Consider the following 17,902-nt stretch of genomic DNA (forward strand, 5'->3'; position numbering starts at 1 on the left):
GGGTTATGATATATTTTATTTGGTAGTAAGCCGCATTGAGTTTAAAATGACTGTAAACGAAAAAAGGCCCGAATGTCGGGCCTTTTGATTTCGATACGTTATCAGACCCTTTATCGCTTCCCTTCCAGGCCGCAATAAAAGGTTTTACTTAAACTGCTACCTGGTTGATGCCGCCGCTTTCGCCGCGGTAACTTCGCCGGATATGTTTAAGTATTTTAGTGGAGTTTTAGCGTTACTGGTTACCACAATGGTTTTAGTAAACGGACCTACTACTGCCGCGTTATATGTTATGGTGATTTTACCGCTTTCGCCTTTTTTAACAGGTGTTTTAGTATAATCAGCAATAGTACAGCCGCAGGTTGGTTTAACCTCCGTTAATATCAATGGTTCTACACCAATATTTACATAGGTAAATACGGTAGTCACCGGGGTGCCCGATGGTATCTTTCCAAAGTCGTGTTTCTCTTCGTTAAATTTGAATTCGGCTTTGTTGTCTGTCTGTGCTGATGCAGTAAAGGCAAAGCCTAAAACAACCGCGCACATTAAAATTAATCGTTTCATAGTATTGCTTTGAGTATTACAAATATAAAAGGTTTAACGGATAATCAATTATTAAGTTTCGTCAAATTTATTTTTGTTGGTTTACTCTTATTCTTGCTACTTGCAATCTGTTAAGCTCAAAATGGGCAAAAAGAGTGTTTTCTACTTAGATTTTTTTAGACTGATTATTAGCGGGTTTGCCGTATGCAGGTAGCATTGTTACAGCTTGTTAACATACATTTACTATCTTGGAAAAAACTGATGTTAGTATATCTATGTTTTAAACGGTGGATACTAATATCAATGCAGAAATTTATATTTTTACATCCTAAATAAATATCTATGCCCGAAGGTACTGCAAACCATACTCTTGCCGAGTTAAGTTTTGACGATTTTAAAGCCATCGTAATTGATGACTATCGCATAGCTTATCAGAGCAGGCAGGCAAGCTTGATCGGTCGCCGCGAGGTGCTTACCGGCAAGGCTAAGTTTGGCATTTTTGGCGATGGTAAAGAAGTTGCCCAGTTGGCTATGGCCAAGGTTTTCCGTAAGGGCGACTGGCGTGCAGGGTATTATCGCGATCAAACTTTTATGTTTGCTACGGGTATGAGCAATTTGCCCGAGTTTTTTGCGCAATTATATGCTAACCCTGATATTACCCAAGATCCATCATCGGGTGGAAGACAAATGAATTGCCACTACGCCACCCGTTTTATTAACGACGACGGTAGCTGGAAAAACCAACTTGAAACTAAAAACTGCTCCTCAGATATGTCAACCACCGGTGGGCATATGCCGCGCTTGCTTGGTTTGGCTTTAGCCTCTAAACTATATCGCCAAAATGCAGAGCTGCATGACAATACTAAGTTTTCTGTAGAAGGTAACGAGGTAGCTTTTGGCACGATAGGTAATGGCGCAACGTCCGAAGGTGTATTTTTAGAAATCTTTAATGCTGCCGGCGTCTTGCAGGTGCCCATGGCTATTTCTGTTTGGGATGATGCTTACGCGATATCTGTGCCGGCAAGTATACAAACTACCAAAGAGGATATTTCTGAGGCCCTTAGCGGCTTTCAACGCGAGCCGGGAACCAACGGTTTTGAAATATTCAAGGTACGCGGTTGGGATTATGTTGCCCTTTGCGAAACTTACGAACGTGCGATACGCGTTTGCCGCGAGGAGCACGTGCCGGTGATGATACACGTGATAGAGATGACGCAGCCGCAGGGCCACTCAACCTCAGGATCGCACGAACGTTATAAAGGTAAAGACCGTCTTACCTGGGAAAGTGAGCATGACTGCCTGTTGCAAATGCGCAACTGGATGCTGGAGTCGGCCATAATTAATGAAGATGATATAAGCGCTTTAGAAAGTGAAGCGAAGAAATATGTGCGCGAGTGCCAACGCGAAGCCTGGAATAACATTAGCGATAAGATAAAGACCGATATTGATGAAGCCGTCGCTTTATTAAATGCGCTTACCCAGGTATCGGAATTTAAAGATCAGTTACAGGACATCACCGCCGAACTATTAGGTTGTGTTGATCCCGGACGTAAAGACGCGGTGTCTGCCGCCCGTAAAGCTTTGCGTATTACTGTAAGAGAAACATCCGACGAAAAATCAGCCCTGACCGACTGGTTGGAGCTGGAGCTGGAAAAGAATGCTGACCGTTATAACTCAAAGCTGTTTAGTAATTCGGCGCAATCGCCCTTAAAAGTTGCCGAAGTGCCTGCAACTTTTGCTGACGACGCAGCAATGGTTGATGGCCGTGAGGTATTAAACGCTTGCTTTGACGCTAACTTTGAACGCGATAAAACCATTGTAGCTTTTGGCGAAGACGTTGGCGCCATTGGCGACGTTAACCAGGGCTTTGCTGGTTTGCAAGCTAAATATGGCACTTTGCGTATTACCGATACCGGCATCCGTGAAGCTGCTATTATTGGCAAGGGTTTAGGTTTAGCTATTCGCGGATTGAAACCTATTGCCGAGATACAATATGTAGATTACGTGTTGTACGCCCTAACAGTGTTGAGCGACGACCTTGCCAGTTTAAGTTACCGTACTGCGGGTGGCCAAAAGGCGCCGGTTATTGTGCGTACGCGCGGCCATAGGTTAGAGGGTATTTGGCACTCAGGGTCTCCGATGGGGGTGATACTGAATGCTCTGCGTGGTTTGCATGTTTGTGTGCCGCGTAACATGACACAGGCTGCGGGTATGTACAATACCTTATTGCGTGGCGACGAGCCTGCGATACTGATAGAGAGCTTGAACGGCTACCGCCTGAAAGAAAAGATGCCAACCAATGTGGGCGAGTTTACCGTACCATTAGGCAAGGCTGAAATAATGCGCGAAGGCAGTGACATGACCGTAGTGTCATACGGATCGACTTTGCGTATTGTACAGGAAGCCGCTGTTGAGCTGGAAAAACTGGATATTAATATCGAGATCATCGATCCGCAAACGCTGTATCCGTTTGATATTGATAACGTTTGCGGTAACTCATTATTTAAAACAAATAAGTTATTAGTAGTTGATGAGGATTTGCCGGGAGCAACCTCCGCTTATATCCTTCAAAAAATAGTTGAATCTCAAAAAGGATATTACGCGCTAGACGCGCCTCCACGTACCATAAGCGCTAAAGACCACCGCCCGCCATACGGCTCAGACGGTGATTATTTTACCAAGCCGTCTGCGGATGATGTTGTGGAGACCGTTTATCGCATGATGAGCGAAAGCAACCCGACGAAGTATCCCCAATTATATTAAAATATATATAATCTCGACGATAGGAGACACCTACAGATAAATTGACAACCAAGCAGTGTATAGATTTCTCCCTTCGGTCTAAATGACCTCCTACTCTGTAAGCTTCCTTTAATAAAACTACCCATGGCTTGGTTCCCATTTGAAAAATATCAATTAGCATCGCCTTTAACCCCCGAACAGTTAAAACAAAAGTTTGAAGCTCAGGACGTAGTTGTGGAGGAATATTCGACCAGGTGGATTAAAGAGGTGGTGATTATGCGGCCGTTAACAGGTTTTAAGTTAGGGGGATATTCAGAATCATTTAAGCCGGAGGCTATAATCAGCATCCAGCAAACAGCACAAGGGTCAAACTTCAAAGTGGTTATTAAGCCAAGGATAACTGCTGTGGCTGTGTTGTTTTTGGTAATTGTATTGTTATTGACAGGTACCTGGTACTCGCAACGCGGTAATATTGCGATGGGGCGTTATAAAGACATCAGCATTGTAGCCACCGGGCTATTAATACTCGGGTATTTGTTGCCTGTAAGCGCCTTTAATAACGACGTAGAGAAGCTTAAAATACTTATAGCTGATTATTTCGAAGTTGATAACAACTCGAAAGATATTACTTCGCAGTAGCTATTCAGATACTATCCTATCACTGTATCAAGCGCCGCAGGGTAAGCTATTATGACCCACGGCGCCAAGTAGCTAACGAAAATGTGCAGCAGATTTGAACTAGCCATTTGGCAACAACACCCGGAGTAACAGCTTCAACGCAGTGCCGTTTACGTGACCATTGGGTTTGCCAGCTCACGCGCTCTCCAAAAATAACCTACTTCGCCTCGGAGTTTGAGGCCTTAATCAACGCATGGCTTCCATGTCGTGCAATACAATAAATCACTTATAACAACGTTTTATTAATACTATATGTAAAAAACAGTACTTTAAAATTGATGTAATCGTTCCGTCAGGTTTTTAAATAACCGTTAAAAAATTTCACTAATTGGAAAATTTTGCGTATATTTATCTTACAATTATAACAACTCACATCTGATTTTTAACTTAATTTTTAAACTAAAAGACAAAGTATGAGAAAACATTTTTGGTGGATAGGCAGCGTTTTATTGTTAGTTACAGTTAGTTTTATTAGCTGGACGCCTGCTAAAGCCACAAAGAATATAGAAAATATTAAAACTACGCTTACTGCTAAACAAGTATTTGAACAGTATGTTAACACAGTTTACCAAACCGCAGGTTTGCAGGAAGCTGGTTTAGATGCCGCGGTTTTTCATAAGGCTATTACGGGTTATTTAAATATTAAAGCAAGCAACAAGGTTAAAAACGCCAACGTGCTTACTGTAGTCGATTTTACTAAATCGAGTCGTGTAAAACGTATGTGGATCATTGATATGGTAAACCAAACTTTATTATTAAATACATTGGTTGCACATGGGCAAGGTAGTGGTGATGATATGGCCACAAACTTTTCTGACATAAACCAGTCGCACCAAAGTAGTTTAGGCTTTTATTTGGCCGATGATGTGTATGTTGGCAAACACGGTCGCTCACTAAGATTAGACGGCCTTGATGAGGGTTTTAATACCAGCGCACGTGCACGTGGTATTGTAGTTCATGCTGCAGATTATGTAAGCGAGGGCACAATAAATACCCTGGGCCGTTTAGGCAGAAGCCATGGTTGCCCGGCAGTATCACCGGCAGTGGTAACACAGGTTATTAATACTTTAAAAGGTAAAACAGTATTTTTCATCAATGGAAATAACACACAATATTCATCAAAATATTTAGATGAAAATATCCTTCCAGATTTTGCTGCACCGGATAGTACTTTAATGGCTATGAACTAAGCCTTTACAACTTATATATCAAGCCCTGTATGTTATCATGCAGGGCTTTTTTTTGCCCGAAAACTTGAGCCCGTTTTAAATAATCGGGCTTCATGTCGTCTTATCTCAAATTGACAATGAGTTTCTTTAACCTGTTAATCATATTGGTCACTTTTACGGGGAGCCAGAAGGTACTTGGCTACCTAAGCACTTAACTCAGTAATATAGTAGAAGGTTACATATGTAGACCAAACCACCTATTTGAGGCTATATATTACGATGATTAGGTTCATTTACCAATCTCCTATAATAGTTTGGGTTATTCCTTCATGCAATACAGCATGTCTTACGACACCACCTTCTAGCGGAGCGGGAGTTCTTTATAAATAAATAAAATATCGATCAACAAAAAAAGGCCAACCGTGAAGGTTGACCTTTTTATTATAATAGGAAACTTTTATTTCAATGTCGCTAAAGCATTAAATAGCACCGTATCCAGCTCATAAATATCCGGTCTAACTTGTAATCTTCCGCTTTCGTCGGCCCAGGCTGTAATGTAGGTAAGGTATACTGGTACCTTGGGCGTCAGACTTATAGACGTAGGCTCGGGTTTATCCAGACCCATGTTTTTAACAATCAGCTGATATTTATCACCTTGGCCAAATAATGCTCCTGCTAAGCCTTCAGGGTCGCCCAGGCGTACACAGCCGTGGCTTAAAGCACGCATAGCTCTGGTGAATGCTAGTTTTGCAGGCGTATCATGCAAGTAAACACTGCTTTTGTTGTTAAATAGAAATTTGATTTTCCCCAATGAGTTGTCATCGCCGGGGCGTTGTTTAAAATCATACTCTCCCTTGTCAGCAGTACTCCAATCAACCTCATCGGCGTCAATCATCTCACCATTTTTGTACACATCTATGCCCTTGTTTTCTAAATAGTAACGGTCTTTAGCGGCCTCTACCATAATCTCTTTGCTGGCAATACTCTCCGGTATGTTCCATACTGGGTTAACATCAACACTATGAATCATGCTGTTAAGCTGTGGGGTTGAGTGAGTGTTTGGTTTATCTACCGTATTGCTATCAGCATAGTTTACCAAGTTGACCTTGCCACTTGGGTTACGTCCCTGTCCTACCACTACCTTCATATTAAGGGTTGATTTGCCATTTTCTATAACGTCTAAACGGAAATCAGGAATGTTAACGATCACATATTTCTTTTCGGTCGGTTTATTTTTCCAACGTAAACGTTCAAGGTTAGTGATGATAACGCGCTTAGTTTCTTCGGGCGTTGTGCCTGGGGCGGCAACACCCTCGGCCAATGCTTTTTGTAAAACCTGGTACGATTGGCTTTTTGGTTGTATGCTATCTAAATACTGTTTAATGTCTGTTAACTGAAAAACCTTTTGTGCCGAGCTGCTGTCAGGGCGCTGTGTCTCGGTATAATAGCGGGCGTAAATTTCTTTAGGATTTTTTATGCCGTATTGCAGCGCGTTACTGTAGCGTATCAATGAGTTTGCGGTTAGTATTTCCAGCTGCGCGATAGCCTGGTAAGCCTCGTCTACCGTTTTTATGGCTTTTTTATCGTAAAACTTATTTACCAAAGCTTCCATCTCTGCAGCCTTAAATAATTTAGGATCTAAACCATGTTGACCGGCTTTTTGAAAATAGCTCGTGGCCAGTTTAAGGTCTTTTTGAAGTACCTGATCCATTACCAATACAGGATCATAGCCGTTGGCTTCGTAAAATGAGCTTATAGTACCGGGGTAGGTTAAATCTGACTTCTGTTCTGCAAGTAATTTTTGAAAAACCTCTGCACAGCCTTCGGGAGTTACGTTTTTAAAAACCTTATTTTTGGTTTTCTGAAAGAGCGCTTTACCCATATCAGAGCGGCTTTTTTTACAGCTTTGAAAAGTTACTGCTAAAGCTAGCAGTGCAATTGTAAATAGTCGAAATAGTTTTGTAGTAGCAGTTATCATAAGTTTAAATTAATACAAGTAGCCAATAGCAATAGCTATACCATTATTAAATAAGTATTGATAATATTTGTATCCAAAAAATGATACCCTCATTATATGGCGAATAAACCCGAAGTATGGCTGCGCGGACCTTTAGAAGGGATACCTCCATTACTACAACCCGTAGCACATGCTTTATTGCAGGCAAGCGAAGAAGTGAACGAGCTGATGAGCTCATTACCCGAGATATTGCTTTGGGTAACACCTGCCGGGCTTGCATCGCCGGGCTTTCATATTCAACATATGACTGGGGTGCTTGATAGACTATTTACTTATGCCCGTGGAGAAGTGTTAACAGAACATCAGTTAACGAAGCTATCCCAAGAAGGAAAAATGCCCGAAATAGAATACAGTATTACTACTTTAACAGAAACTTTTAACCGCCAGGTAAACGATGCGATTACCCAGTTAAGCCAAACCGATGAGCTGACCTTAACCGAAAAGCGCGGGGTTGGCCGTGCGCAGGTACCATCAACGGTAGTTGGCCTTTACACACATGCTGCCGAACATATTATGCGTCATGTAGGGCAGTTGTTAGTAACAACCAGGATATTGCAAGGCTAAGTTAATCTTACAGACCTTAGTGTTTTTTTCGCTTCAAAGTTATAACCGTTATTTCAGGCCAGATGCCTAACCTGCCGGTAAAACCTATAAAGCCGAAACCGCGGTTTACATACAAGTAACGATTTTTTTGGTGGATAAGGCCGGCCCAGTTAAGGTAACGGTATTGCACGGGGCTCCATCTTAAACCTTCCGTCTCTACACCAAACTGAGCTCCATGCGTGTGGCCCGATAATGTTAAGTGAATATCGGTGTCAATTTTGCGTACCTGTTCTTCCCAATGCGTAGGGTCGTGCGACAGGAGTATTTTGAAAGCATTTGGATCAACCCCTTGCATTGCCTTGCCTAAATCGCCAACCTGTACAAAGCCACGCCCCCAGTTTTGTATGCCTATGAGGGATATTTTCTGGCCATTCTTTTCAAGTTCAAGGTTTTCGTCAAGCAATAATCTAAAGCCTAACTCTTTATGGTGTTGTTTTAGCCGTTCCAAATTAGCCTGTTTTTTAGCCTCACTGTCCCATTTTATGTAATCGCCATAATCATGATTGCCTAAAATGGAAAACTGTCCGTAAGGCGACCGCAGCTTGCTGAAATTACTAATGTAAGGCACTATTTCTGACGCCAGATTGTTTACCATGTCGCCGGTGAAAACAAAGAGATCACTTTTTTGCGCCTGTGCCAGGTCAATCCCTTTTTGCACTGCATTAACATTATCAAAACTGCCGGCATGTATGTCTGATAGTTGGGTTATAGTAAAGCCATCAAAAGCTTCGGGCAACTCGTCATAATAAATGGTTTGCTTATGTACACGATAGTCATACTTACCCCTAAACATGGCGTAAAAAAAGCTCAGGAACGGAAACGATGCTAACAATATCGCCAGCTCGCTGATAAACTTGCGCCTCGCGGGGAAGTATTGATGACTAATACTGTCTTTATGATGATTAATAGCGTTAGCAATACCCACACCACCTCGACCAAGATCCCCCAGTAATAGTACGATAGAGAACACCAGTTTAGTAACAAAAAAGGTAATAAACAAACCGAACGTCCACTCATGAAATCCGGTCATGCCGTTAGCCGAACTGATGACGATAACAGCAAATAGAAATAGCAGGGTAATACCTACAGATAGACTAAGAAACGCCCAGGGCAAAATGGCCGCCGCGCGACGCGAGTGCCAACTGCTAGTAAAAGTGCGTAAGCCTTTGTAAACATACCAGTCTAACAATAAACTGATAGCTGATAGAATAAAGAATATTTTGAAGAAACCGCTTCTGTGCATTTATGGGAGATTATCGCACGCAATTTATAAAACCAAAGGTAATTGGCAGGTAAAAATTAAGTGAGTAGCGCTAAAAGTGTAATTGATTTTTAGTGTCGTTTATCTTTTAGCGGGCTGTTTTACCGGCTTTTTATCCATCACGGCTTGCCAAGCAGTAGTCAGCGCATCGGTCATCATATCTTCGCGCATATCCTTTAACTCAAAAAAAGTACAGCCTTGTAAGCCCCATTTGTTTGGCACCGGATATATAACCGAAGGATTAAAAGCAGAAAACACGGATTGATCTATTACCGACAGCTTTACCATCATGCGTTGCTCCGGCTCCCACAAAGTGGCAAAAGTGCGTCCGTTTGCCCTAAATGCCGGTTTGCCAAAATGATTATATACTTCGGTGCCGGGTAAGGCTAGGGCAAGTTGCCTTGCCATAGTGATTGTTACCATATTGTTGATTGTAAGCTTTATTTAAAATATACGCCTGTAAAATTCATCGCCGTTAATAACTACCTTAGCTTAAGTTAACCCAAGCTAAGAGTTATTCATCTATTTATCGGCGCCAAATTAGCTATCCTTATAAAGTTACTTGCAAAAAATTAATAGTGCTAAATGAAAAATCTAACCAATGCCCTTATCGCCGTTTTATGCCTTTTTAACCTGCATGCGCATGCACAGCAGTATGATGCTCCAATTTATGAATTTTACGGATCAGTTACCAAGGCTTTGCCCGTAAGTTATAAACCTGTTGCAGTAATGATTAAGATTGATGTAGACCATGCAGGCAAGGTTGCCGATATAACATTGTCTGATAGCGCTCAACCAGACTTTAGGAGGCAGTTTGAAGCAGCAAAAAAGGCATTTAATATGGAGGCATTAAACAGGTATATTAATCTAAATAAGCTAAAACACACTTCGTTTTTGATACCGTATTACGTAACCAATGCCAACAACAAATCTAAACCCCAAACAGACCCATTGCTTACAAAGTTTAAGGGTAAAGAATTTAAGGGTAAGGTAAGGGTGCTTAGACCAATAAGCTCAACCTACGCTATAACCACTACCACTACAAAAGCTTTATGAGCGATAGTGTAAACGGAGGTATAACTTGTAATGTCGATAATAGCGGCATAGCTACCGTCAGCTTTTATCATCCTGCCCAAAACTCCTTACCGTCGGCCTTGTTGAGGGATTTGGCTGATAAGATAGAAACAGCAGGCCACGATTCGCGAACACGTGTCATCGTTTTAAAAAGCGAGAGTGACCGTACGTTTTGTGCAGGCGCCAGTTTTGACGAATTACTGCAGATAAATGATAAAGCGGCAGGTGCTCAATTTTTCATGGGCTTTGCGCGGGTTATTAACGCAATGCGTAAGTCGCCAAAGATTATTATAGCCCGGGTGCAGGGTAAAGCTGTTGGTGGAGGCGTGGGTATTGCCGCCGCTGCCGACTATTGCCTGGCAACGGAAGCAGCTGCCATTAAACTGAGTGAATTAGCGATTGGTATTGGCCCGTTTGTGATTTCGCCTGCGGTGATACGTAAGGTGGGTTTGCCGGCATTTTCGCAGCTTAGTATCAGAGCGGTTGATTTTCAGCCGGCCCGATGGGCGAGGGAGAAAGGGTTATATAATGAAGTTTATGAAACCGCACCGGAAATGGACGAAGCACTAAATAAACTTTCTCAAAAACTGGCCTCATACCACCCCGAAGCCCTCGTCAGCCTTAAAAGGATATTTTGGGAAAGTACAGAAAATTGGGACGAATTGCTTGCGGAGCGTGCCGCGATAAGTGGCGAACTGGTTTTGTCTGATTTTACCCAGCAGGCTTTGAGAAGCTTTTTAAAGAAGTAATGATGGTGGATGATAGACGCAACCCATTAGGCCTGGACAAGCCATATAACAAAAAGACCCCCAATATTGGCGGTCTTTTAAAATTAGTATCTTCCTCTATGCTGGCCGCGATCAGAATGACCACGATATACTACAACGGGTTGCCTGTGGTAATAGCTACGGCTATAATAAGCCCTGCGCGGGGCCGGAGCCACAATTACACGCTGGTATGAGGGGCGCTCATAAACTACAGGTCGCTCATAATAAACGTCACGGTAAACTGGTTCCCGCACTACTACTACTCTGCTTGGCGGTGGGGCACCAATGCTTACACCAATACTTACCTGCGCTTTTGCGGCTTGAAAGCCAAATGCTAATATGAATGCTGCTATTGATAATTTTATAGTCTTCATGATAGTATGTTTTAAATAGCCTGTTTTGTTATTGTTTGGTATTATGACAAGAGCCGCGGCAACAGGTTTAATTGAAAGTTAAAATAGATATGTAAAAAGCTGATCATCAACTAAAAAATTAACAAAAAATCCCCGTCTCATTATCGTCGAGGCGGGGATTTGCAGACTCTCTTAGTTTTAAAACTACGCTAAGTCTATTATGGCGGATAATTATTTATAGTTCATTATCGCAACAACCGGGTAATGGTCTGACGGTACCTTACCGTGGTAAGTGTTAGTCAATATAGCGTAACGCCTAACATCAAAATCCTTAGTAACAAAAATGTGGTCAATCCGCGCGTCGCCCGGCTGGTCAACTTTAAAAGCATTGAATGAATTGCTTTGAGCGTATTTTATAGGCGCTAAATCATAAGTGTCTTTCAATATACCCGTGCTTAATACTTCTGCATAGCTTTCATTGCGTTGATCCACGTTGAAATCGCCTGTAAAGATTGATGCCTGGCCCGGAGCCATCTCTTTTATCTTAGCCAATACCAAGTGTACGCTTTCTTTACGCGCCTGTACGCCAACGTGGTCCATATGCAGGTTGAAGAAATAGAATTTAAACCCTGTTTTAATATCCTGAAACTGTGCCCACGTGCAAATGCGTGGTAGTGCGGCGTCCCAGCCTTTATTTGGCCTATTTGTAATGGTTGACAGCCAAAAATTGCCTTGTTTTAAGATTTTAAATTTATCGGCCTTGTAAAATATTGCTGAGTGCTCGCCTGCTTGCTTGCCGTCATCACGCCCGATGCCTATCCATTTGTAGCCGGGCAAGACCGACATAAGGTTGTTAAGCTGGTGAAACTTAGCTTCCTGCGTGCCAAAAACATCAAAGTCGTTAAATTGAATCAATTGAGCAATAACCGGGTAACGGTCTTTCCAGCCGTTGCCTTTTAAGGAGTCATCTTTATTATCATAGCGCACATTGTAAGTAGCTATTTTAAGCTGATTTTGTGCAAATGTAAAGCTGCTAGCTAACAAGCAAATAAGGATGGTGTATAGAATTTTTTTCATACCGATTTTTATTGGTGCGATAAATATATAAAAACCAATGTTAACTAGATCTTAATATATTAAATGTAATGATGAGTTAATATTTAGCGGAATGGCAGCTGTAGTTATGACGAATAAAAATTGAAACGCCCTTAACAAGCAAGCGTATGTTATGGTGAGCAAATATTAATTGTTGCAGTGCGTTAAGAATTACTCGTAGGCTTTCAAACTATTTTTTAACAAACGCATTTCTTCCTGTATGTCGTCTAAGCGTTGCAATAAATGAGTAATAGCCTCAATGCCTGCAAGGTTAATCTCCAGATCCTTATACAGGCGTATCATGCGCTCCAGTTTGTTTAGTTCAGCATTCGGTATACAGGGTGTTTGGTTAACTATGATAATCTGTATTAACCCTGCATTATGCAAATCGGTAATAAATGTTTGCTCCAGGTGGTGGTAGGTACAAAAGTCGGTGGCTGTTATTAATTCCGTTGTGCTCATAACCTGATTATTTATGATGATAATTTGGCCAATTGTTCAAATAGTTGTTTTTGCTCTTCGGTTAAGTTAATTGGTAATTGCAGATCATAGGTAATGTACAGATCGCCAAATTCGCCTTCTTTTTTATATACGGGTAATCCCTTGCCTTTTAGTTTAACTTTGGTGCTGTTCTGCGTTTCGGGTTTTACGTTTAGTTTAACTTTTCCGCCTAATGTTTCAACCATTAACTCACCGCCAAGTATAGCTGTGAAGAGGTCAACTTTTTGGATAATATGCAAGTCAGGGCCTTTGCGTTTAAAGTGGGCGTCGTCGGCCACTAAAAACTTAATATAAAGGTCGCCCGCGGGGCCACCATTAGCACCAGGGTTGCCATGCCCGGCAATTTTTATGGTTTGGCCGTTCTCAACCCCAGCGGGTATAGTCAGACGGATGTTTTTGCCATTAATAGTAAGTGTTTGTTTTTTACTATCCGATATATCCTTCAAATTAAGTTTCAACTCAGCGTTTAGGTCTCGTCCGCGATATTTAGTATGTCCCCGTTGCCCGCCCCCACCAAACATCGACTGAAAAAAATCTGAAAAATCGTCGCCACCGCTGCCGCCAAATCCATCAAAATCAAAAGCCTGTTCGGCGGCGCCGTAGCCTTGTTGCTGGCGGCTTTGCTGCTGCCGTGCTTGTTCATGAGCTTCCCCGTGCTGCCAATTTTCGCCAAACTGATCGTACTTTTTACGCTTTGCGGCGTCACTCAATACCTCATTAGCCTCGTTTAGCTGCTGAAACTTTTTATGGGCCTCTTCATCGTTGGGGTTAAGGTCGGGATGATATTTGCGCGCGAGTTTGCGATAGGCTGCTTTAATGTCTTTATCGTTTGCGGTTTTGGCAACGCCTAAAATTTGATAGTAATCAATAAATGCCATGTTAGTGCTGTTGATACTAAAGGTTAGTATGTATCAATAACCCTAAATATAGTACTTAGGTTTTTATTAATAAATGACGACAGTCACGCTAAGATAAAAGGAGGATTAAAAGTCAGTAATTCGGGTGCGGGCGCGTTTAACGTAATTTCGAAGATCTAATACTACACCCGCAAAAAAATAAACAACCAGCGGGAAACCCACAGACAGGAAAGATGTGTAAATAAAAAACAGGCGGATTTTAGAGATAGAGATATTTAAGTGCTCGCCAAGGTAGGTGCATACCCCGAAAGAGTAACGTTCAAAAAATGTAAGTACTCGCTGTATCATAATTGTTAAGCTAACTTAAGTATTTTATTACCAACCCCGCATTGCAAGCATTTCTTATAATCGCAATAATAGTTTTTTAATTCTAATATTGCCTGGCTTTCAAATGCGGAACGCGCCTTTACACCCAAACTGTCAAAATCGGCAATAATGTTATTGTTTTCGCCGGGCAGGGTTTCTAAGAGTTTAAGGCTGCGATCTATAAAATATTGCTGCTGATTATACTTGCCATAGCTAAACAGAAATAATGCCAAAGTGTTTAACAATAAAAGATGAGCCGATGTTTCGCCCATGTTCTTTGATGCCGGCTTTGATGGCTTATCAAATTGGTAATGCTCATCCCAATATTGATTTACCTTAATGTCGGTAAAAAGCTTCTGCAAAGCTTTGGGATCTTTAATATCTATTATCTTAGAGAACAGATGATTAGAATTAATTACTAAAGCCGCAAACTGGGCCAACCTTATGGTAGGGAAATTTAAAGGCCGCATCCGCATAAATTTCCAAAGGTGATTATCAATAGGCGTAAGGTTAAACTTCTTTTGTAGAAACTCATATTCTGTTCTTAGCTTGCGCGGATACTCGTCCTGAAGATCATCATCCAAAAATCCCGCCTGGCCGAAGATGAAGGCTTCAATTTGCAGTGAGTTGTTTTTATGCTTGGCTAGAATGCTTTGCGGTAATGACTTTGCCATTAACTCAAACGGCATGGCATTGGTTTTAAAGCCAAAGTTAGCTGCCAAAAACTGGTAGAAGGTTTCCTCCCAATCGCCGCGGTTAAGTTGTAGGGCAGACAATACAGCTACTGATTTCTTTTCTAAGCGCTCTATCAATATTCGCGTAAACCAGGTTTTCAGTGTAAAATCGTCCAGCTTGCCTATGGTAGCCTCGCATGGGATAATAGTTTGATTGCCGTAAACTAAATTATGATAGCGTGAGTACAATTCGCCGGGGATACGATTCTCCAGCACTAAGGTAGGGACAACGCGGCCGTTAGCCAGTATTAGCGGATCGTCATCGCGGTAAACTACATGTAAAATAATGTTGTCGTAGGCCTTGTCAACGGTGTGGTTATGCTTTTTCCAGTCGGATGAGGAAACGTGAATCTCTACATTGCCGGCCCAGGTGGTTTCGCCGATCTTGATCCTCGCGTTAGCAAAGTCAGGCCCCGAGTCAAAGTTGTGCTGCCCTGCGGATTGGATCTCTATTGTTTCTCCGGCTGTTGTTTGCAAAGTGCTCCGCTCAAACAGGCGGAATTTCCAAACATAATGCAAAAAGTCTTCGGTGAAAAGCATAGAACTAAGGTAAAAGAAAACTGAGTCAAATTACCCCTTGAGTTATATTTACTTCTTTAGTCATAATTTAATGTTACATCAAGCTCGAAACCACATTAATACTCAGGGCTACTATCGCAGTATTAAAAACAAAAGACACAACGCCATGGATCAACGTAAGCCGGCGGATGTGCCGCGATGAGATTTCGACGTCAGAAACCTGGAAGGTCATCCCTACAACGAAGGAGAAATAAACAAAGTCAAGGTAATCAGGTTCTTCATCACCCGGAAATTCAAGCCCGCCTATGGGCGTGCTTTGCCCTTCGTCTGCGGTATAAAACAGGTGGGCATAACGCATGGTAAACAACGTATGCACCAGCCACCATGATACCACTACAGAAGCCATGGCCAGCAATACATGGCCTAAAACAACATCATCGGCCTTGCCCTTGGTTGCTTTTAGTAGAAATAAGATGGCGCTCAAACTGATCAAAGCGGCAAAGATCACAAATAAGAATATCAGCGTCCGGCTTGAGTCCTCCAATTTGGCAATTTTACGGATCTGTTTTGGGTGGGCATTTAAAATAATGATCCAATCCATCACAACAATGGTAAATGCAAATGTTATCCAGCTAATCAGTGAGGTTTCGGGCCAGCTAAACTTGGTGCGGGTGAGAAAAAATGCAACTAGTGCTAACCCCAATGCAATGTAAACGCGGTAATGCGCATCAAATTTGAAGAAGGCATTTTGCGGGAGCTTAGGGGTTTTAGAAGAGACGTTCGTCATGCCAGATACCAAATTATGATTAAGTAATATACTATTCTTCGTCAACAATATGCGCCACACGGCCAACTTGGCCGTCCTCTAAACGTACCTTGATGCCGCGCGAGTGATGCGCCGCGCTGGTAAGCAACTTGTCAACGATGCCACGGGTTAAGGTGCCGCTGCGCTGGTCTTTTTTAAGGATGATGTCAACCTCAAGACCGGGGTGTATGTCTGATCTGTTTTGTCCGTTCATGGTTGTTATTTTACCAGCTTAGCCACTGCCCAATCCACGGTATCAAACTTAAAGCTGCCGACTATTTTGGTCATAGCCTCGGTGATTTGCGCGTTGCACAGGTTGCCTATACTACCTTCGTGGGTGTGATTGACGGTTTTGTCGGGGTTAAATTCGCCTTTCTCTATGTCCAGGCCGACTTGCTTGTAGGCGTCACGGAAAGGTGTGCCCTCAAGCACCATGCGGTTTACTACTTCAACGCTAAATAGGTAGGCGTATTTAGGGTCGTCTAAAATATCGGGGTTAACGGTTACGTTTTGCAGCATAAAGGTTGCCATATGCAGGCAGTTCTTTAACTCGGTAAATGCCGGGAACAGCAGCTCTTTCAACAGCTGCATCTCGCGGTGATAGCCTGATGGCAGGTTGGTCGTCATCATGGCTACGTCATTAGGCAAGGCCTGCAGGCGATTGCATTTGCCGCGCATAATTTCCCAAACGTCCGGGTTCTTTTTGTGTGGCATGATGCTGCTGCCGGTGGTGAGCGTGTCCGGGTAGCTTACGAAGGCGAAGTTCTGGCTCAGGTATAGCGTTTGGTCCATAGCCATTTTGCCTAAGGTAGCGGCTATTGATGATAGCGCCTGCGCAATGATACGTTCGGTTTTGCCACGGCCCATCTGCGCGTAAACCACGTTGTAGTTCAGGCTTTCAAAGCCAAGCAACTCGGTGGTCATGGTGCGGTTTAGGGGGAATGACGACCCATAACCGGCTGCAGAACCCAATGGGTTTTTGTTAGTGATCTTATAAGCCGCTAGCACCAGTTCCAGGTCATCAACCAGGCTTTCGGCATAGGCGCCGAACCAAAGGCCGAAGGAGGATGGCATAGCAACCTGAAAGTGCGTGTAGCCCGGCAGCAATACGTCTTTATGCTTTTCGCTAAGTTCTATCAGTTGCTTAAAGAGCTTCTCGGTTTCCTCAACAACTTGTTGCAGTTCATGGCGGAAGAAGAGCTTGAGGTCAACCAGCACCTGGTCGTTACGCGAGCGGCCGCTGTGGATCTTTTTACCGGCTGCGCCGATGCGTTGGGTAAGCAGCATCTCAACCTGCGAATGAACATCCTCTACACCCGGCTCAATGGTGAAGTTACCGGCTTGTATATCTGCATAGATGCTTTTAAGCTCGGCTTGTACCACTTGCAAATCATCGGCGCTCATCAGGCCAATGCTTTGCAGCATTTGCGTGTGGGCAAGCGAACCCAGCACATCAAAAGCGGCCATTTGCGCATCAAATTCGGTGTCGCGGCCAACGGTGAAACTTTCTACCAGTTCATTAACATTAGTGGTTTTTTGCCAAAGCTTGCTCATGCTGCAAATATGGTAAATATTTTGCTGATGGGTGGGGGCCGTGTGCGCTTGTTTCACGCGCGTGTGACACAGATGAAACAAGTGAAACAAGATTTTGACTTAATTAATTGTTTATCAACTATTTGCTAAAAATGAGTGAAACAAAATGAAACAAGATTTTTGATTAATTAATTGACCCGTCCTGAAAAAAGTTTACACTATTGGTTGTTAATACTGGTGTTAGTTTACACTTTAAAGTTAGTACTAAAATAGGTTTACACAATTACG

19 protein-coding genes are annotated in these 17,902 nt (G+C 42.6%); 6 read left to right on the forward strand and 13 right to left on the reverse strand.

The window, feature by feature from the left end; translation table 11 throughout:
• Positions 1–156: 156 nt before the first annotated feature.
• Positions 157–561, reverse strand: coding sequence for a DUF1573 domain-containing protein (locus ACFSYC_RS13535; protein WP_377128557.1), 405 nt, complete (start codon positions 559–561; stop codon positions 157–159).
• 321 nt (positions 562–882) lie between these two features.
• Between ACFSYC_RS13535 and ACFSYC_RS13540 the strand changes: the two genes are divergently transcribed.
• The 3 genes from ACFSYC_RS13540 (at position 883) to ACFSYC_RS13550 (ending at position 5,150) form a co-directional block, all read left to right on the forward strand.
• Positions 883–3,303: an alpha-ketoacid dehydrogenase subunit alpha/beta gene (locus ACFSYC_RS13540; RefSeq protein ID WP_377128560.1), complete on the forward strand. Its 2,421-nt coding sequence runs from the start codon at positions 883–885 to the stop codon at positions 3,301–3,303.
• A gap of 123 nt (positions 3,304–3,426) precedes the next feature.
• Positions 3,427–3,921 carry a hypothetical protein gene (locus ACFSYC_RS13545; protein WP_377128563.1) on the forward strand — a complete coding sequence of 165 codons (495 nt, stop codon included), beginning with the start codon at positions 3,427–3,429 and terminating at the stop codon, positions 3,919–3,921.
• Between the two features lie 452 nt (positions 3,922–4,373).
• On the forward strand, positions 4,374–5,150 hold the full coding sequence (locus ACFSYC_RS13550) for a murein L,D-transpeptidase catalytic domain family protein (protein WP_377128566.1): 777 nt from the start codon (positions 4,374–4,376) through the stop codon (positions 5,148–5,150).
• Positions 5,151–5,586: 436 nt separating this feature from the next.
• Here ACFSYC_RS13550 and ACFSYC_RS13555 read toward each other — a convergent pair whose 3' ends face one another.
• On the reverse strand, positions 5,587–7,011 hold the full coding sequence (locus ACFSYC_RS13555; RefSeq protein WP_377128569.1) for a L,D-transpeptidase family protein: 1,425 nt from the start codon (positions 7,009–7,011) through the stop codon (positions 5,587–5,589).
• A gap of 192 nt (positions 7,012–7,203) precedes the next feature.
• Between ACFSYC_RS13555 and ACFSYC_RS13560 the strand changes: the two genes are divergently transcribed.
• Positions 7,204–7,710, forward strand: coding sequence for a DinB family protein (locus tag ACFSYC_RS13560; protein WP_377128572.1), 507 nt, complete (start codon positions 7,204–7,206; stop codon positions 7,708–7,710).
• A gap of 16 nt (positions 7,711–7,726) precedes the next feature.
• Here ACFSYC_RS13560 and ACFSYC_RS13565 read toward each other — a convergent pair whose 3' ends face one another.
• Both ACFSYC_RS13565 and ACFSYC_RS13570 read right to left on the reverse strand, forming a co-directional pair.
• Complete coding sequence (locus ACFSYC_RS13565; RefSeq protein ID WP_377128575.1) at positions 7,727–8,992, reverse strand: metallophosphoesterase; 1,266 nt, start codon at positions 8,990–8,992, stop codon at positions 7,727–7,729.
• Between the two features lie 99 nt (positions 8,993–9,091).
• Positions 9,092–9,433, reverse strand: coding sequence for an MmcQ/YjbR family DNA-binding protein (locus tag ACFSYC_RS13570; protein ID WP_377128578.1), 342 nt, complete (start codon positions 9,431–9,433; stop codon positions 9,092–9,094).
• A 162-nt stretch (positions 9,434–9,595) separates the two neighbouring features.
• Between ACFSYC_RS13570 and ACFSYC_RS13575 the strand changes: the two genes are divergently transcribed.
• Together ACFSYC_RS13575 and ACFSYC_RS13580 are read left to right on the forward strand one after the other, a co-directional pair.
• Complete coding sequence (locus ACFSYC_RS13575; RefSeq protein WP_377128581.1) at positions 9,596–10,066, forward strand: hypothetical protein; 471 nt, start codon at positions 9,596–9,598, stop codon at positions 10,064–10,066.
• The gene (locus ACFSYC_RS13580; RefSeq protein WP_377128584.1) at positions 10,063–10,833 is read left to right on the forward strand and encodes an enoyl-CoA hydratase/isomerase family protein; all 771 of its coding nucleotides are present in this window, start codon (positions 10,063–10,065) and stop codon (positions 10,831–10,833) included. The genes ACFSYC_RS13575 and ACFSYC_RS13580 overlap by 4 nt, the downstream gene beginning before the upstream one ends.
• Positions 10,834–10,916: 83 nt before the next feature.
• Here ACFSYC_RS13580 and ACFSYC_RS13585 read toward each other — a convergent pair whose 3' ends face one another.
• The 9 genes from ACFSYC_RS13585 to argH all read right to left on the reverse strand — a co-directional run bounded on the left by ACFSYC_RS13585 (position 10,917) and on the right by argH (position 17,635).
• Positions 10,917–11,225 carry a hypothetical protein gene (locus ACFSYC_RS13585; protein WP_377128587.1) on the reverse strand — a complete coding sequence of 103 codons (309 nt, stop codon included), beginning with the start codon at positions 11,223–11,225 and terminating at the stop codon, positions 10,917–10,919.
• Between the two features lie 210 nt (positions 11,226–11,435).
• A complete protein-coding gene (locus tag ACFSYC_RS13590; protein ID WP_377128590.1) occupies positions 11,436–12,281 on the reverse strand; it encodes an endonuclease/exonuclease/phosphatase family protein in 846 nt (281 codons plus the stop codon).
• A gap of 189 nt (positions 12,282–12,470) precedes the next feature.
• Positions 12,471–12,761, reverse strand: a complete 291-nt coding sequence (locus ACFSYC_RS13595) for a chaperone modulator CbpM (RefSeq protein ID WP_377128593.1) — start codon at positions 12,759–12,761, stop codon at positions 12,471–12,473.
• Between the two features lie 11 nt (positions 12,762–12,772).
• Positions 12,773–13,678, reverse strand: a complete 906-nt coding sequence (locus ACFSYC_RS13600; protein ID WP_377128596.1) for a DnaJ C-terminal domain-containing protein — start codon at positions 13,676–13,678, stop codon at positions 12,773–12,775.
• 105 nt (positions 13,679–13,783) lie between these two features.
• Entirely contained in the window at positions 13,784–14,005 is a 222-nt protein-coding gene (locus ACFSYC_RS13605) for a PspC domain-containing protein (RefSeq protein ID WP_377128599.1), read from the reverse strand.
• Positions 14,006–14,010: 5 nt separating this feature from the next.
• Complete coding sequence (locus ACFSYC_RS13610) at positions 14,011–15,297, reverse strand: DUF2851 family protein (protein ID WP_377128602.1); 1,287 nt, start codon at positions 15,295–15,297, stop codon at positions 14,011–14,013.
• A 73-nt stretch (positions 15,298–15,370) separates the two neighbouring features.
• Positions 15,371–16,063, reverse strand: a complete 693-nt coding sequence (locus ACFSYC_RS13615) for a DUF1345 domain-containing protein (RefSeq protein WP_377128604.1) — start codon at positions 16,061–16,063, stop codon at positions 15,371–15,373.
• Between the two features lie 31 nt (positions 16,064–16,094).
• Positions 16,095–16,295 (reverse strand): YwbE family protein, encoded by a 201-nt coding sequence (locus tag ACFSYC_RS13620; RefSeq protein WP_377128607.1) that lies wholly within the window; start codon positions 16,293–16,295, stop codon positions 16,095–16,097.
• A gap of 5 nt (positions 16,296–16,300) precedes the next feature.
• Positions 16,301–17,635, reverse strand: a complete 1,335-nt coding sequence (argH, locus tag ACFSYC_RS13625) for an argininosuccinate lyase (protein WP_377128610.1) — start codon at positions 17,633–17,635, stop codon at positions 16,301–16,303.
• Positions 17,636–17,902: the final 267 nt, after the last annotated feature.

The organism is Mucilaginibacter antarcticus (assembly GCF_042686155.1).
In the GTDB taxonomy this organism is placed as follows: domain Bacteria; phylum Bacteroidota; class Bacteroidia; order Sphingobacteriales; family Sphingobacteriaceae; genus Mucilaginibacter; species Mucilaginibacter antarcticus.

What these genes read in the sequence shown, in the direction of transcription:
- ACFSYC_RS13560 (WP_377128572.1), top strand. Translation starts at nt 7,204, where the DNA reads ATGGCGAATAAACCCGAAGTATGGCTGCGCGGACCTTTAGAAGGGATA.
- ACFSYC_RS13610 (WP_377128602.1), bottom strand. Translation starts at nt 15,297, where the DNA reads ATGCTTTTCACCGAAGACTTTTTGCATTATGTTTGGAAATTCCGCCTG.
- ACFSYC_RS13580 (WP_377128584.1), top strand. Translation starts at nt 10,063, where the DNA reads ATGAGCGATAGTGTAAACGGAGGTATAACTTGTAATGTCGATAATAGC.
- ACFSYC_RS13570 (WP_377128578.1), bottom strand. Translation starts at nt 9,433, where the DNA reads ATGGTAACAATCACTATGGCAAGGCAACTTGCCCTAGCCTTACCCGGC.
- ACFSYC_RS13535 (WP_377128557.1), bottom strand. Translation starts at nt 561, where the DNA reads ATGAAACGATTAATTTTAATGTGCGCGGTTGTTTTAGGCTTTGCCTTT.
- ACFSYC_RS13555 (WP_377128569.1), bottom strand. Translation starts at nt 7,011, where the DNA reads ATGGGTAAAGCGCTCTTTCAGAAAACCAAAAATAAGGTTTTTAAAAAC.
- ACFSYC_RS13590 (WP_377128590.1), bottom strand. Translation starts at nt 12,281, where the DNA reads ATGAAAAAAATTCTATACACCATCCTTATTTGCTTGTTAGCTAGCAGC.
- ACFSYC_RS13585 (WP_377128587.1), bottom strand. Translation starts at nt 11,225, where the DNA reads ATGAAGACTATAAAATTATCAATAGCAGCATTCATATTAGCATTTGGC.
- ACFSYC_RS13600 (WP_377128596.1), bottom strand. Translation starts at nt 13,678, where the DNA reads ATGGCATTTATTGATTACTATCAAATTTTAGGCGTTGCCAAAACCGCA.
- ACFSYC_RS13550 (WP_377128566.1), top strand. Translation starts at nt 4,374, where the DNA reads ATGAGAAAACATTTTTGGTGGATAGGCAGCGTTTTATTGTTAGTTACA.
- ACFSYC_RS13595 (WP_377128593.1), bottom strand. Translation starts at nt 12,761, where the DNA reads ATGAGCACAACGGAATTAATAACAGCCACCGACTTTTGTACCTACCAC.
- ACFSYC_RS13540 (WP_377128560.1), top strand. Translation starts at nt 883, where the DNA reads ATGCCCGAAGGTACTGCAAACCATACTCTTGCCGAGTTAAGTTTTGAC.
- ACFSYC_RS13605 (WP_377128599.1), bottom strand. Translation starts at nt 14,005, where the DNA reads ATGATACAGCGAGTACTTACATTTTTTGAACGTTACTCTTTCGGGGTA.
- ACFSYC_RS13575 (WP_377128581.1), top strand. Translation starts at nt 9,596, where the DNA reads ATGAAAAATCTAACCAATGCCCTTATCGCCGTTTTATGCCTTTTTAAC.
- argH (WP_377128610.1), bottom strand. Translation starts at nt 17,635, where the DNA reads ATGAGCAAGCTTTGGCAAAAAACCACTAATGTTAATGAACTGGTAGAA.
- ACFSYC_RS13565 (WP_377128575.1), bottom strand. Translation starts at nt 8,992, where the DNA reads ATGCACAGAAGCGGTTTCTTCAAAATATTCTTTATTCTATCAGCTATC.
- ACFSYC_RS13615 (WP_377128604.1), bottom strand. Translation starts at nt 16,063, where the DNA reads ATGACGAACGTCTCTTCTAAAACCCCTAAGCTCCCGCAAAATGCCTTC.
- ACFSYC_RS13545 (WP_377128563.1), top strand. Translation starts at nt 3,427, where the DNA reads ATGGCTTGGTTCCCATTTGAAAAATATCAATTAGCATCGCCTTTAACC.
- ACFSYC_RS13620 (WP_377128607.1), bottom strand. Translation starts at nt 16,295, where the DNA reads ATGAACGGACAAAACAGATCAGACATACACCCCGGTCTTGAGGTTGAC.